Source organism: Algoriphagus sp. SE2, assembly GCF_039563885.1.
GTDB lineage: Bacteria > Bacteroidota > Bacteroidia > Cytophagales > Cyclobacteriaceae > Algoriphagus.
Genome location: NZ_JBCLWJ010000004.1, coordinates 326220 through 341310 on the forward strand (window position 1 = coordinate 326220; position 15091 = coordinate 341310).

Annotated in this window: 13 protein-coding genes; 5 read left to right on the forward strand and 8 right to left on the reverse strand. The window is 37.5% G+C overall.

What is annotated here, in order from left to right:
• Positions 1-10 precede the first annotated feature (10 nt).
• Positions 11-634 (forward strand): DUF1080 domain-containing protein, encoded by a 624-nt coding sequence (locus tag AAGF08_RS07420; protein WP_343510515.1) that lies wholly within the window; start codon positions 11-13, stop codon positions 632-634.
• A gap of 83 nt (positions 635-717) precedes the next feature.
• Positions 718-1272: a DUF502 domain-containing protein gene (locus tag AAGF08_RS07425; protein WP_343510516.1), complete on the forward strand. Its 555-nt coding sequence runs from the start codon at positions 718-720 to the stop codon at positions 1270-1272.
• Between the two features lie 51 nt (positions 1273-1323).
• On the opposite strand, the gene selD is transcribed toward AAGF08_RS07425, so the two are convergent.
• From selD to AAGF08_RS07460, 7 genes are all read right to left on the reverse strand, one after another.
• Positions 1324-2364, reverse strand: a complete 1041-nt coding sequence (gene selD, locus AAGF08_RS07430) for a selenide, water dikinase SelD (RefSeq protein WP_343510517.1) — start codon at positions 2362-2364, stop codon at positions 1324-1326.
• Complete coding sequence (mnmH, locus tag AAGF08_RS07435) at positions 2336-3391, reverse strand: tRNA 2-selenouridine(34) synthase MnmH (protein WP_343510518.1); 1056 nt, start codon at positions 3389-3391, stop codon at positions 2336-2338. The genes selD and mnmH overlap by 29 nt, the downstream gene beginning before the upstream one ends.
• Positions 3392-3456: 65 nt before the next feature.
• Positions 3457-3777 (reverse strand): thioredoxin, encoded by a 321-nt coding sequence (gene trxA / locus AAGF08_RS07440; RefSeq protein WP_343510519.1) that lies wholly within the window; start codon positions 3775-3777, stop codon positions 3457-3459.
• 130 nt (positions 3778-3907) lie between these two features.
• Positions 3908-8194, reverse strand: coding sequence for a DNA polymerase III subunit alpha (gene dnaE / locus AAGF08_RS07445; RefSeq protein WP_343510520.1), 4287 nt, complete (start codon positions 8192-8194; stop codon positions 3908-3910).
• A gap of 88 nt (positions 8195-8282) precedes the next feature.
• The gene (rsmG, locus tag AAGF08_RS07450) at positions 8283-8927 is read right to left on the reverse strand and encodes a 16S rRNA (guanine(527)-N(7))-methyltransferase RsmG (protein ID WP_343510521.1); all 645 of its coding nucleotides are present in this window, start codon (positions 8925-8927) and stop codon (positions 8283-8285) included.
• Positions 8927-9538, reverse strand: a complete 612-nt coding sequence (locus AAGF08_RS07455; protein ID WP_343510522.1) for a sigma-70 family RNA polymerase sigma factor — start codon at positions 9536-9538, stop codon at positions 8927-8929. Before AAGF08_RS07455 ends, rsmG begins: the two co-directional genes overlap by 1 nt.
• Entirely contained in the window at positions 9529-10665 is a 1137-nt protein-coding gene (locus AAGF08_RS07460; RefSeq protein WP_343510523.1) for a glycosyltransferase, read from the reverse strand. Before AAGF08_RS07460 ends, AAGF08_RS07455 begins: the two co-directional genes overlap by 10 nt.
• 122 nt (positions 10666-10787) lie before the next feature.
• Here AAGF08_RS07460 and tgt point away from each other — a divergent pair, with 122 nt between their 5' ends.
• From tgt to AAGF08_RS07475, 3 genes are read left to right on the forward strand one after another with little or no spacing between them, the layout of a single operon-like run.
• On the forward strand, positions 10788-11918 hold the full coding sequence (gene tgt / locus AAGF08_RS07465; protein ID WP_343510524.1) for a tRNA guanosine(34) transglycosylase Tgt: 1131 nt from the start codon (positions 10788-10790) through the stop codon (positions 11916-11918).
• Between the two features lie 3 nt (positions 11919-11921).
• Positions 11922-12995, forward strand: a complete 1074-nt coding sequence (locus tag AAGF08_RS07470; protein WP_343510525.1) for an LptF/LptG family permease — start codon at positions 11922-11924, stop codon at positions 12993-12995.
• Positions 12996-13910 (forward strand): DMT family transporter, encoded by a 915-nt coding sequence (locus AAGF08_RS07475; protein WP_343510526.1) that lies wholly within the window; start codon positions 12996-12998, stop codon positions 13908-13910.
• 14 nt (positions 13911-13924) lie between these two features.
• On the opposite strand, the gene ispE is transcribed toward AAGF08_RS07475, so the two are convergent.
• Positions 13925-14734 carry a 4-(cytidine 5'-diphospho)-2-C-methyl-D-erythritol kinase gene (gene ispE / locus AAGF08_RS07480; RefSeq protein WP_343510527.1) on the reverse strand — a complete coding sequence of 270 codons (810 nt, stop codon included), beginning with the start codon at positions 14732-14734 and terminating at the stop codon, positions 13925-13927.
• Between the last annotated feature and the right edge of the window lie 357 nt (positions 14735-15091).

The window sequence follows — 15091 nt, forward strand, 5'->3', positions numbered from 1 at the left end:
TACTGTTACTATGAAAAATATATTTTCACTGATTGCCTGTTTTTTGATTTCCTTATCGCTTTCAGCGCAAAGCGGAGAATGGATTGAACTTTTCAACGGAGAAAATTTTGAAGGATGGAAAATTTCGGAAAATCCAGATTCCTTTTCAATCGAAGATGGAGTTCTAAAAGTTAATGGTCCACGAGGCCACATGTTTTATGAAGGTACTGTCGGGAATCATGATTTCAATAATTTTGAATTACAAGTAGAATTGAAAACCATGCCTCAAGCTAACTCAGGTATTTTTATTCATACTCAATATCAAGAGGATGGCTGGCCAAATGTTGGACATGAGATTCAAGTAAATCAAAGCCATGGAGATTGGAGGAAGACAGGGAGTGTATATTCATTTAAAGATGTAAGAGAAACTTATGTGAATGATGATGAATGGTACGCTGAAACGATTATTGTAAAAGGTGATCAAGTGACTGTCCTTGTCAATGGAAAAATAATTAACGAATATGATGAAAGTGAAGACAGGGAAGGAGATCTTGGCACCAAAAAACTAGATCATGGGACCATTGCTTTGCAGGCACATGATCCAAATTCTGTGGTTTATTACAAAAGTGTAAAAGTTAAAATATTACCAGACTGATTTGTAAAAATCTGTTATCCATTAACTTCAAGTCAAAATCCTGATTATTATTGGAAAATAATCAGGATTTTAAATTTCTCACCATGGCTTTCACATACAAACGTATTTTATCCTATTTCTTACGAGGATTATTATTTGTCACGCCTCTAGTTGTGACAATCTATATTATTTTTCAAACGATCCTTTTCTTGGATAATTTAATTCCTGTTCCTATCCCTGGAATCGGGATTTTAATGGTGTTGGCCTTAATTACTTTTGTTGGCTATTTGGCAAGTTTATTCTTTGCAAAACCTCTTTTTGACTGGATGGAAAGAGGCTTAGTGAAAATTCCTTTGGTCAATTTGATCTATACGAGTATCAAAGATTTGATGGGGGCATTTGTAGGAGATAAAAAGAAATTTTCTTCTCCAGTGAAAGTTCAGATTAGTGAGACCTTGATGCGTTTGGGCTTTATCACCCAAGAGGATATGTCTGCTGTGGGAGAAGCTGACTTGGTAGCTGTTTATTTCCCCCATAGCTACAATGTGTCAGGAAATGTGTTCTTGGTACCAAAAGATAAAGTAACGCCTTTAGTGGGCGTAAAAAGCTCTGATGTGATGAAGTTTATGGTAAGTGGTGGTGTTTCTCCTTTGGATTAGGCAAACAACACAAAACGAGAAAGCTAACTGATATCTGCTGGCTTTCTTGTTTTATTTGACTTCCACCACAAGCTCACCTTTTTCTTTAAATCTTCCTATCTCCCAAATCACCTGATTCTGTTGCTTCATCGCATCTTCAAACCAAGCTTGATTTTCTGGATCTACTGCTAGCATCAACCCTCCGCTGGTTTGCGGATCACAAAGTTTGACCAAATCCATTCCTACCACACCTTTTGTTTTTGCGCTATAAGCATTCCAGTTGCGATAAGTGTTGTCAGGAAAAATAAAATGATTGATATATTCTTGTATCCCCTCGATCAAAGGAAGCTTATGTAATTCTATTTCTGCAGAAATTAAGGATGCCTCACACATTTCGATTAGATGGCCAAGTAATCCAAATCCTGTCACATCAGTCATCGCATGTACTTCCTCGTGATTTCCGATCATTTCTCCTATAGAATTCAATCTACATGCAGTATCGAGTAAGTTGAAATAATCTTTATCTTGAATCTTTTGTCTTTTCAGCGCAGTAGCTAATACCCCGATCCCCAGTGGTTTAGTCAAATAAATAATATCTCCGGATTTTGCACCTTGATTAGTTTTGATTTTTCTGGGATGTACTATACCATTGACAGATAAACCAAATATCGGGTCTTTAGCAGCAATAGAGTGTCCACCGGCTAGTTCAATCCCTGCGGCTTTGCAAATGCTTTTTGCACCCTCCATTACTTTTGCTGCAAGTTCAGGAGCCAGTTTTTCCACTGGCCAACTTAAAATGGCATTTGCGAACACGGGTTTGCCTCCCATCGCATATACATCTGAAATAGCATTGGCAGCGGCAATCCTCCCAAAATCAAAAGGATCATCGACAATTGGAGTAAAAAAATCTACGGTATTGATGATTGCGAGATCTTCCGAAACTTGATAGACTGCGGCATCATCTTTTCCTGAATTTCCTACGAGAAGATTTGGGTCTGATTGGGAGAATGATCCACTGGAAGATAAAATCTGGTCGAGAATGGCCGGAGCGATTTTACAGCCACATCCTGAGCCTTCACTCCATTCAGTGAGTCGGGTTGGTAAGTTTTCCATCAAGTTGGTTTTTTGTTTGCAATAAAAATTGACATGATTTCTGTAAATCGATTCCAGTTAAATCAAGAATCTTAACCGAATTTGGATCACGCTTTTCTAAGTCAAATTGATACGTTTTGTCATAATAGGTTAGGAGGTTAGCAATCCAAGACCGATGATTGCCATTAATAATATCTTCAATAGCTTCAGTAGTCCTTAGGCCACCCAATTTCTTTTTTAATCTATTTACTGCGGCAATTAGTTCTTCTTTGGGTAGAAATGAATATTCTTCCTCAATCAATTGAATTCTTTCTTCCTCCGACTTCCTTATATCTATCAAAGGTGACTTTGACATCAAATCAAAGAATTGATCATTAATAATGATTTTACCTATTCTTCTACTCTCATTTTCAACCCATATTGTTTTTTCAGGATCTTTTAGCCGAAGTTCTTCACCCATCAAGTTTTCAAATTGCTCTACACTAGGTTGAGGTTTTTGACCAATGGCACCAAAAGCAGAACCTTTATGGTTGGCTAAATCCTCTAAATCCAGAGTTTGCTCTCCAGATTCCCTTAATTTTTGGAGGAGTTTTGTTTTTCCAACTCCTGTTTTCCCTCCTAAAAGGATTAATTTCCAATCTTTTCGAACTTCCTCAAAGGTGAATGTCCTGTAAGTTTTATAGCCACCTTCCAATCTATAAACCTCAAAACCTACCATACTCAGGAGCCAAGACAAAATTTGGCTTCTCATCCCGCCTCTCCAGCAGTAAACAATTATTTTTCGAGTTGAAAACTTCCGAATAGCTTTTTTTTGGATCTTATGAAATCTGGGGCCAACTAATTCAAAACCCTTTATAGTAGCTTCTAGTGAGCCTTTTTCTTTATAGAGTGTGCCAACAATGATCCTTTCCTCATTGTTTAAGATGGGGAGATTATATGAGTTTGGTATATGGCTTTGCAAAAATTCCCCTTCACTTCTAGCGTCAATAATTGGAACCTGCTTTCGCAAGGTCCAGAACTCTTCCAGAGAAATTAATTTATCATTCATTGAACCATCAAGATAAAAAAAAGCCGCAAGGAATTCCTTGCGGCTTTACTGATATTCTTTATGAATTATAGCTGTGCGTCTATTTTTTGTGTTAAAACAGATTTTGGAACTGCACCAATTTGCTTATCTACTATTTGACCGTCTTTAAACACAAGAAGAGTTGGAATAGATCTGATTCCGAATTTTGCAGATACCTCAGGATTAGAATCCACATCTACCTTGCCTATAATGGCTTTACCATCGTAATCACCTGCCAATTCTTCTACTATTGGACCGATCATTTTACATGGACCGCACCATTCTGCCCAGAAATCAACCAACACTGGTTTATCTGAATTAATAATTTCTTCGAAGTTTTGGTCGTTGATTTCAATTGCTTTTCCCATTGTATGTTTAGTTTAATATCGCTTATTTTTTCAAATATATGAGCAAAAGCCGATTAGAGAATAATAAGTTCCGATCGGATTAAATTTTTTGTCTATCGCTCATAAAGAAAGTTTATTATACTCAATTAATTTAAATCACCTTATAAACCACTTCGGGGATTTCCTTCAGTTCTTTAATCATTTCTGAGCTTGGATCGATAGCAAATTTTTTCGAAAACAATTCTAAAGAGATATTTTCCTTTCTATCCACCACATCAAAATAAAGCTTTGCATCACCTTTATATTTTTCTGTGATTCCCTCCAATTTTTCCATGAGATCCAAAGTCAAATCGTCCAAGTCTATATTTACTCGAAGGCCTTTGACCATCTTTCCTCTAACTTCACTGAGCAACATAATGTTTGTAATTTTAAACTCCAATTCATTTTCTGCCCATCGCTTCCCGACTACCTGGCCTGTCAAAAACAAGAACCAGCCTGTCATAAAATATTCTTTAAATTTGACGTAATCTTCCCCAAAAAGGAAAAACGTAAAACCTCCATGATAATCCTCCAGCGTTAAGGTTCCAAATGGCTTCCCCTTTTTTGTGGTTCTATGAGCAAAACTACTTACAGAACCAGCAATCTTCAGCTCTTTCTTATTTTTTAAGCTCTCCAGATCATTTAGCTCGGGAAGATTTGCATTCGTAAAGGATTCTATTTCCAAACGATACTGATCTAAGGGATGTCCTGAGATATAAAGTCCAACAACCTCTTTTTCTATATTGAGTTGCTGCAATTGGGAAAAGGGCTCCATGGGAGCTACAGAGGGTAAAGGGATATCCATGCTCCCGGCACTTCCTCCAAATAGACTTACCTGTGCACTTTCTTCTTCTTGCTGTACTTTTTGTGCGTATTTAGTCGCTTTTTCAATTAGTGTCAAATCTCCCTCTGGAGCTTCTAGATATTGCCTGCGGTGGTGTTCTTTAAAACAATCAAACCCACCAGCCATTGCCAAAGCCTCCATGGTTTTCTTATTCAGTGCTTTCGAACTTACACGCTTTGCAAATTCAAAGATGTTTTTAAAAGGTCCGTTTGCCTCACGTTCTTTAATGATCTCATCAACTGCCGCAGAGCCAGCACCTTTTATAGCGGCCATTCCAAATCGAATTTCTCCTGCAGCATTTACAGTAAACCCATTTTTAGATTCATTGACATCTGGTCCCAAAACTGGAATACTAGCTCTTTTACACTCTTCCATGAAAAACGTCACCTGGGAGATATCATTCATGTTATTGCTCAGCACAGAAGCTAAATATTCAGCAGGATAATGGGCTTTTAAGTAAGCTGTTTGATAAGCAATCCAGGCATAACAAGTGGAGTGAGATTTGTTAAATGCATAGGATGCAAAAGCCTCCCAATCGGTCCATATTTTAGCTAGTTTTTTGGCATCATGACCTTTAGCGGAAGCCTGCTCGATGAATTTTGGCTTCATCTTATCCAGTACATCCTTTTGCTTTTTACCCATCGCCTTTCTCAAAACGTCTGCCTCACCTTTGGTGAATCCAGCCAGTTTCTGAGATAAAAGCATCACTTGCTCCTGATAAACTGTAATTCCGTATGTTTCCTCAAGAAACTCCTTCATATCATCCAGATCGTATTCGATCGGTTCTAAGCCATGCTTTCTTTTAATAAAAGAAGGAATGTATGCCAAAGGACCTGGACGATAAAGCGCATTCATTGCTATTAAATCAGCAAAAACTGTAGGTTTGAGCTCCCGCATATATTTCTGCATCCCAGCAGATTCATATTGGAAAATCCCAACAGTTTCACCACGCTGGAATAGCTCGTAAGTCTTTTCATCGTCAATTGGGAATTGATCTGCGTCAAGTTCAATTCCGTGCCGTTCTTTTACAATTCGAATTGCGGTCTTTATAAGCGTCAGGGTTTTTAATCCCAAAAAGTCCATTTTTAAAAGTCCCGCTGACTCTACCACTGAGTTGTCAAACTGAGTGCATACCATGTCTGAGTCCTTAGCCAAAGCAACTGGAACAAAATTAGTGATATCATCTGGTGTAATAATTACCCCGCAAGCGTGGATTCCAAGGTTTCTTACGGACCCTTCCAGCATAGTAGCCTGGTTGATGGTTCTTGATAAATCATCCTGTCCCTTTGAGATTCGGATGAGCTCATCGGCTTTGGCAATTAATTCTCCTTGACCTTTCAGTTTATCAGAAAGAGCGGCTCGATTTCCCGCCAAGCTAAATAGGGCCTTAAGTTTAATATCCGGTACTAGATTTGCCAATCTACCTGCTTCAGCGAGTGGTAAATTCAAAACCCGAGCCGTATCACGAATGGCAGATTTAGCAGCCATCGTACCGTATGTAATGATTTGTGCTACTTGGTTAGAACCGTACTTTTTGATTACATAATCGATTACACTTTGGCGACCTTCATCATCAAAATCTATATCAATATCGGGGAGTGAAACCCGATCAGGATTTAGGAATCTCTCAAAAAGCAGCTTGTATTCTATTGGGTCGATATTGGTGATTCCCGTGCAATAAGCAACTGCCGATCCTGCTGCCGATCCCCGGCCAGGTCCCACAGAAACCCCCATTTTTCTTGCTTCAACAATGAAATCCTGTACAATCAAAAAGTAACCGGGATAACCGGTTTTTTCAATGGTAGCAAGTTCAAAGTCTAATCTTTCTTGAATCTCCGGTGTGATTTCTTTGTAACGCTTTTTTGCTCCCTCATAGGTTAGGTGCCTTAAAAAAGCATTTTCTCCGCGTTTTCCGCCATCTATTTCGTCTTCAGCGTTTTTGAATTCTTCTGGGATTTCAAAAGCTGGAAGAAGTACCTCCCTAGCCAGTTTGTAGGTTTCAATTTTCTCAGTAATCTCGTGAGTACACTCCACTGCTTCGGGTAGATCAGCAAAGAGTTTTTTCATTTCATCAGGACTCTTGAGATAAAACTCATCATTTGGAAAACCATATCTGAACTCTCTCCCTCGTTTCCCAATATATTTTTTAGGTTTTTCTACCAGCTCACCGTCTTTTACACAAAGTAAAACATCATGTGCTTTTGCGTCTGTCTTTTCAGTATAGTAAGAGTTATTGGCTGCAAAGTATTTTACCTTATGTTTTTTGGCAAACTCCAGCAAAACTTCATTTACTTTTTCCTCTTCTGGGATTCCATGACGGTTTAGCTCAACATAAAAATCCTCACCAAACTGTTCTTTCCACCAAAGAAATGCTTCCTCAGCTTGCGTTTCCCCTACATTTAAAATCAGAAATGGAATTTCTCCCCAGAGTCCTCCAGTAGTGGCTATTAAGTTTTCCTTATACTGGACTAAAACCTCTCTATCAATTCGTGGGACATAGTAAAAACCTTCTATATTGGCATAGGAGGCAAGTTTTGCAAGATTGTGATATCCTGATTTATTTTTTGCAAGAAGAACGGTTTGAAAGCCGTCATCTTTGTTTGATTTATTTTTTCTATCTCTACAGAGATTAAATTCACATCCTAAAATTGGTTTAATCTCATTTGCCATAGCCTCTTTCACAAAATGAAAAGCTCCCATCATGTTACCGTGGTCAGTCATTGCAATGGCGTTCATTCCAAGAGATTTTGCCCTTCCTACTAAGGCTTGTATTTCAGAGGTTGCCTGAAGTACAGAATATTGGCTATGGACATGAAGATGTGTAAATGGGATATCTGTGAGGTCTGAGATATCTGCTTTGCCAGCTTGTTTCAGGACATCTTTCGCAGCAGTTTTTTGATCATCTTTTGCCTGCGCAAAGTTAGCTTCCTCTAATTTTGGGGCTTCGTAGACAACCTCCTTTAAAGATACTCCAGCGAGTGGAGGTTGTACACCTTGGGTGATCAGGCCAAAGAAACATTTAGCGGTGGCATCTACATCATAAGCGGCATCATGGGCATCACCAAAACCTTTCCCGAATAGCTTTTGATGAAGCTCTGTCAAAGTTGGCCATTTAAATTTACCGCCACGGCCACCTGGAAGAGCACAGAATTCGGTTGAAATATCTTTAGTATCTAAAGGCTCTGCTGTTAAAGGCATAGTTGCCTCAGCTCTGATATATTCTGATCCTACGACATTGATGTCAAACTCAATATTATGTCCAACCAAATATTGGGTTTTTTGAACATCTCCTTCAAAAATGCCTAAAACCTGCTTTAGGTCATGGCCTTCTTTTAAAGCTCTTTTGGTAGATATTCCATGTACTTTTTCAGCATTGTAGGGGATCGTGAATCCTTCTGGGCGAATGATGTAATTATGATTGGAGATGAGGTTTCCCTTTGCATCATGGAGTTGCCATGCCAACTGGACCAGTCGGGGCCAATTTTCCACATCGGACATGGGAGCATTATAATCACGGGGCAGACCTGTGGTCTCAGTATCAAAAATTAAATACATACAGCTTTTGGGATTGAGCCTTCAAATTAGGATTAATCTTGCTAAGCTGCCAGTTCTAACGGAGCAAATTGTCAGAGAAAAAAGAAAATTATCTTTTGTCTTCCCAGGGCATGTAAACGACCTTTTTGGTCTCAAAAAAATCTTCCTTGAAATAATCCTCTAAATGATAAACAACATAGGATTTTCCCAACTCTTCCATTTCTTCATCTACCTCTCCACCTTTTAGATAAAGAATCCCATTGGGATATTCGTTGATATCTTCCTTCCTTATTTTATTTTTCACCCATGGATAAAAATTGGCCATACGAGTGACCGCTCTACTTACCACAAAATCGTATTTCCGCACCAATTCTTCCGCTCTTGCTTGCTGGGCTTCAACATTACTTAGTTTCAACTGCTTAACCACATCTTTCACTACAGTGATTTTTTTACCAATAGAATCCACCAAATGAAAATGCGCGTCTGGAAACAAAATAGCTAATGGGATGCCAGGAAATCCACCTCCAGTTCCAATGTCTAAGATTTTAGTTCCTAGCTGAAACTGTAGCACTTTAGAAATACCCAGTGAATGTAAAACATGGTGGACATAAAACTGATCCATATCCTTGCGGCTGATCACATTGATTTTGGAATTCCAATCCGAATAAAGTTCCTCTAACTTTGTGAATTGCTCAATTTGCTTCTCACTTATATTAGGGAAGTAGGACTGAATGATTTCAACACCTGGATTCATTAGATATGTTTTTCTTTACCTGAAGCGATTTCATAGAGAAGTTCTCTAGAACGGTGCAATTGAGCTTTGACAGTCCCCAAAGGTTTTTCAAGTTCTTGTGCGATTTCTTCGTAGGATAATTCATCGAAATATCTTAGCTGTACAAGTTTCCTATATTTTGCCGGTAGTTTGTCTACAAAAATTCTAACCATTTCGATTCGCTGAGTCCTGATATATTCATCCTGTGGATTGTTATCATCATCCTCAACATCAATATTGACAGAATTCCCCCCATCATCAGTAAGTGTATTATTCAAACTCATGGTTTTGAGTTTTTTCTTACGGATAAAGTCGATGGTGTTGTTTGTTGCAATTCTAAAAAGCCAAGTACTAAATGTATAGTCTTTTTTGAAGCGGTCTAGGTTTTTAAATGCTTTCGCGAAAGCCTCCATTGTTAAATCCTCAGCATCATCGGCATCTCGGATCATTTTAAGGATCATGAAATAAACGGCTTTTTTATACCGCTTCATTAAGCTGGCATAGGCTTGCTGATCTTTGTCCTGAACCGCTTTATCGATAAGGGCAAAGTCTTCTAATGCTTTGTTTGAAAAACCTCTTTCGTTTATTTCCATTGAATATCTTTTGCCTGGTGGGAAATGGTTCCCAAAACCCAAAAGTAACCTAAATATAAGAAATCATGTATCCAGGTATATTTTAGTAACTGAGTACCCTGGATCTTTTTACTAGCTGACGCAAAAATGCTGACAACTATAACAGACCTTAATAGAATAATACCAAAAACAATTAAAAATTGTTCCCAACTCTGATCAATTCCGAAATAAAACAGTAATCCTATGCCTGCTAACCAGAATAAAGCATGTGAAAATGAGAAAAATCCAATTTTTTGTTTGTCTCCGGGGCGATAATACTTTCCTGCGTGGAGGTGTCTCTTTTTCTGCACCAAATATTCTTTATATGTATTTTTGGGTTTTGAAGTCGTGTTAGCTTCAGGGTCTAAAACAATAGCTGTGTTTTTACCGGTTGCATATTGATTAACGAATAAATCATCATCACCTCCATTGATATGCCAAAATCCTTTAAAGGCTTTCACTTCCATGAAGAAGTTTTTACGGTAACAGAGGTTTCTGCCAACTCCCATAAATGGGGCTTTCCATAATCCAAAGGACATGTAATATAAGGCAGTCATTAACGTTTCGAATTGAATCCAATTGTTTAGAAACCCATTTACATTTTCATATCCTGAAAAACCGATGGCGAAGGTCTTTCCTTCCTGACGCACTGGTGCTGTCATTTTTCTAACCCACTGATCAGAATTCGGAACACAATCAGCATCAGTTAATAAGATGATATCATTCTTAGAAACTTTTATACCAAGCGTGATTGCAAACTTTTTGGATGTAACATGACTTGGAGTGTACTTTATAGTGACCGATCTCAGTCTTGGATAAATGCTCATCATTTCCTCTAAGAATCTCTTTGTTCTGTCGGTAGACCTATCATTTACAATCATGACATCAAAGTTTGGGTAATCCTGTTCGAAAAGTCTAGGAATGAGTGTTTTAAGGTTTTGGAACTCATTATGAGCTGAAATCAAAACAGTTACACCTTCTTCTTTTTGAGGATCTGGTTTTCCCTTATTAGGCTTATAAAAAGCAATACGTCCAAATATTATAATCAGGTAGATGACCTGAATCAATATTCCTATACTGAAGAATAACCAAAGTAAAAATAGGCCCATAGGTCAAATTTGCTTGGCAAATATAAAATCAAATTCAGCAACTCATTTAAGAATAAGCGTATATTTTTGTACCCTGTATCTTTCAAATTGAAGATTGGTTCATTCAGTCTTCGTTTTAGCTTATGAAGTTCACCTTATCTCATCAAGATTCTAAAAGTAAAGCAAGGGCTGGAGTTGTAAAAACTGACCACGGTGAAATAGAAACACCGATTTTTATGCCAGTGGGTACAGCTGGTTCCGTTAAGGCAGTTCATCAAAGAGAGTTACTATATGATGTCAAGGCTGAAATCATTCTTGGTAATACGTATCATCTTTATTTGCGCCCGGGATTAAATGTGCTCGAAAAAGCAGGAGGACTTCACAAATTTAACGGTTGGTCGAAACCTATTCTTACAGATAGCGGTGGATACCAGGTTTTTTCTCTTTCAGGAACGAGAAAAATCAAAGAAGACGGCGTGATGTTCAAATCTCATATTGATGGATCAAAACATCATTTTACACCAGAAAATGTGATGGATATCCAGAGGAGTATTGGAGCGGATATTATCATGGCATTTGATGAATGCACGCCTTATCCTTGTGAATATGGATATGCACGTGAATCTATGGAAATGACCCATCGGTGGTTGAATCGATGTATTGAGCGTTTTGATTCAACAGAAGGTAAATACGGATACAACCAGACGTTATTTCCAATTGTACAAGGATCCGTTTATAAAGATCTTCGTCAAAAAAGTGCCGAATATATCGCTAATACCAATCAGGAAGGGAATGCGATTGGAGGACTTTCGGTGGGAGAGCCGGCAGAGATGATGTATGAAATGACCGAATTGGTGACAGATATATTACCATCTGATAGGCCTAGATATCTAATGGGTGTTGGAACTCCAGCAAATATTTTGGAATGTATTGCTTTGGGAGTAGATATGTTTGATTGTGTGATGCCGACCCGAAATGCAAGAAACGGAATGTTGTTTACCTCAGAAGGGATTATCAATATTCGAAATGAAAAATGGAAAGAAGATTTTTCTGCTATTGATCCTGCAATTGGAGGACATGTTAGTACTTTTTACTCCAAAGCTTACTTGAGACACCTCGTTATTAGCAAAGAAATCTTGGCAGCCCAAATAGCCAGTATTCATAACCTAAGTTTTTATCTTTGGTTAGTAAAACAAGCCAGAGAACATATCCTTGCTGGAGATTTTGCCGTTTGGAAAGATCAAATGGTTAAAAAAGTAAGCACCAGACTCTAATTCATGAAACTTCTCGATAAACTGATCATCAAGGATTTTTTAAAGACCTACTTTTTTGTAGTAGTCATGTTGATCCTGATTGTATTGGTACTGGATTTCACAGAGAAGAACGATACTTATATAAGGAATTCTGTCCCATCAAAAGAGATTTTGAAATACATGGGTAATTACGGATTATATCTGAATAATCTTTTGACCCCAATAACGGTATTTATATCAGTGATTTTCATTACGTCTAAAATGGCCGGGAGGACAGAGATCATTGCTATTTTAAGTAGTGGAGTAAGTTTCCCAAGATTACTCAGACCTTTTATTTTTGCGGCGATGATGATTGGGGGGGTGAGTTTCCTTTTAAATGGCTGGGTTTTGCCTGTTGCCACCGAAGGAGTTACAAAATTCAGAATTACATACCTAGAAAAAACTAAAACCGCTACAGATCCAAATATTCATATTAAAGTGGGTCCAGATTCCTATGCCTATTTAAGTAGGTTTTATAAGACCGGGAATACAGGGTATCAATTCACCCTTGAAACCATAAGAGATGGGGATTTAATTGCAAAGTTGTCTTCCGATAGAATTGAATGGGATACTGCTAAGAATGCCTGGACCTTGAGAAATTGGCGATTAAGAGAATTGAGGGATAGGAAGGAAATTTATACAGTTGGAGAGACACTCGATACTACCTTATCGATCACTCCAGCCGATTTTGACTTGCCTAGCAACCACCATGAAACTCTAAAATTACCTGAATTAGGAAGACAGATTAGAATTCTTGAAGAAAGAGGCGCAGATAACGTGGCATTTTATAAAATAGAGAGGTATGTAAGGTTTATGTCCCCATTTGCTGCTATAATCTTAACTTTTATTGGAGTAATTATGTCTGCCCGAAAGACTAGAGGAGGCTCAGGGTTTCAGATAGCGATGGGATTTTTATTGGCCTTTATTTATATCTTACTCTTTATACTTTCAAGGACCTTTGCAGAAAATGGTGCTGAATACCCGATTTTTGCAGTCTGGCTTCCTAATATAGTTTTTGCTTTGACAGGCTTGGTATTATATAAAACTGTCCCTAGATAAATGACGGGTTCAATCAAGGATTACTTAATGCTTCATTTTATAGTTCTAATTTGGGGGGTAACTGCCATCTTGGGATTATTGATTAGTTTACCTTCCATCGAGTTGGTTTTCTATAGAACCTTGATTGCTTCCATTGGAGTGGCGTTTCTTTTTCTATTTAAAAAAGAATCATTGCTTATTGCTCCCAAAGATATGCTCAAGGTAACTGCCACAGGCCTTATTATTTCTGTTCATTGGATTCTTTTCTTTTGGTCTGCCAGAGTTTCAACGGCATCTGTTTGTCTCGCTGGAATGGCTACGACTTCGCTTTGGACGGCATTTGTGGAGCCTATTTTTAACAAAACAAAAATCAAATGGTATGAAGTGGGATTAGGCTTGATGGTTATTTCGGGTCTTCTAGTGATTTTCAGTTTTGAAAGTGGGTACTGGCTGGGGTTATTTATGGCCCTGGGTTCTGCGCTTTTAGCAGCTACTTTTTCGGTTATCAACGGGAGACTAACCCAACAGCATAGTCCATATCAAATTACGTTTTATGAAATGGCGGGAGCCTGTCTATTTTCTGCTCTCTTTATGCCTTTTTATTCCTTTTTCTTATCTGAAGATGGATTAAAAATGAATTGGGAAGGAAATGATTGGTTTTGGTTATTTATTTTAGGTGGAGTTTGCACCGTTTATGCTTTTTCAGTTTCGGTAGAATTAATGAAGCGACTATCTGTATTTTCTATTAATCTCACTATCAATTTGGAACCGGTTTATGGAATTATCCTTGCTGTATTGGTATTTGGGGAAAGTGAAAAAATGACACCCCAGTTTTACTTAGGTACTTCCATTATATTGGTTTCAGTTCTTTCGTACCCTGTATTGAATTATTTCAATAGAAGGAGAAGGTCCAAAAGAATGTCAGGAATTAATTAAGCAAGTATTTCAGGTTACAGTAAAGCCTCAAAAACAAAATAGTTTTTATCCCATTCGATTTTTTTTGGAGAATTTTCAAATAAACCAAAAACTGAAGATCCTGAACCAGACATGGAAGCATAATAAGCTCCATTTTCATAGAGCTTATCTTTAATCTCCTTAATCTCTGGATGATTATTGAATATGCTGGCTTCAAAGTCGTTTACAAGTTCGTTTTTCCATCTTGTCTTGTCTGCTAAAACCTCTTTAAGTTTGGACTTTGGCGGAGATGGAGTTACTCCTGCATAAGCCTCTTTTGTTCCGATGTGAATACCCGGATTAATTAAAATTATACGCTCCCCTTTCAAATTGAGGGATATTTTTTCTAATATCTCACCTCTTCCTTTAGCTATTTTTGGGGTATTTTCGATAAAAAACGGACAATCACTACCTATTTCTGCTGCATATTCTTCCAAAAAGAAATCATCTAAAATTAAGTCAAAAAGATTATTCATTAGATTTAAGGCAAAAGCTGCATCAGCCGATCCACCTCCTAGTCCTGCCCCCATTGGAATGTTTTTATGAAGGTGAATGGATATTTGAGGTAGGTTTGTGAAATCTTTTTTAAGCAATTGATATGCTTTTAGGATCAAATTATCTTTTGGGTCACCTGGTATTACAAGACCACTTGATGTCCAATTAGTTTTTTTATTGTTAACAATAATTTCCAAAGCATCAAAAAGGGGAATGGGATACATACAGGTTTCGACCTCATGATATCCGTCATTCCTTTTTGACGTGATGTTGAGACCAAGATTGATCTTAGCATTTGGAAAGCAAATCATAAATTATTGTTGGATTTACCCAAAAATAGGAGATAATTACTTTGGACAAACATGTTTATTGATTTTTAGAATTTTTTTCAAATCTTCTTTCTTTTTGAAAGAAATGATGCTTAAAGAAGAATCTCTTAAATAGAAGTACAAGATTTTTAATTTTTTTTGCTAATAATTGAAATCAGTACAAAATTTTGAAATTTGAAAAAACGGCAAATCTATATGTTAAAAAAGGGTGTATATTGGACCAATGTTAGAATAATAAATTAAAAAAAATGATTTTACTTACATAAAATATCTCACAATTGGTCATCAAGTAAAATTAAATATTGTAAGTCTGAAATTTCAGTTTTAAGTTTGTCATGT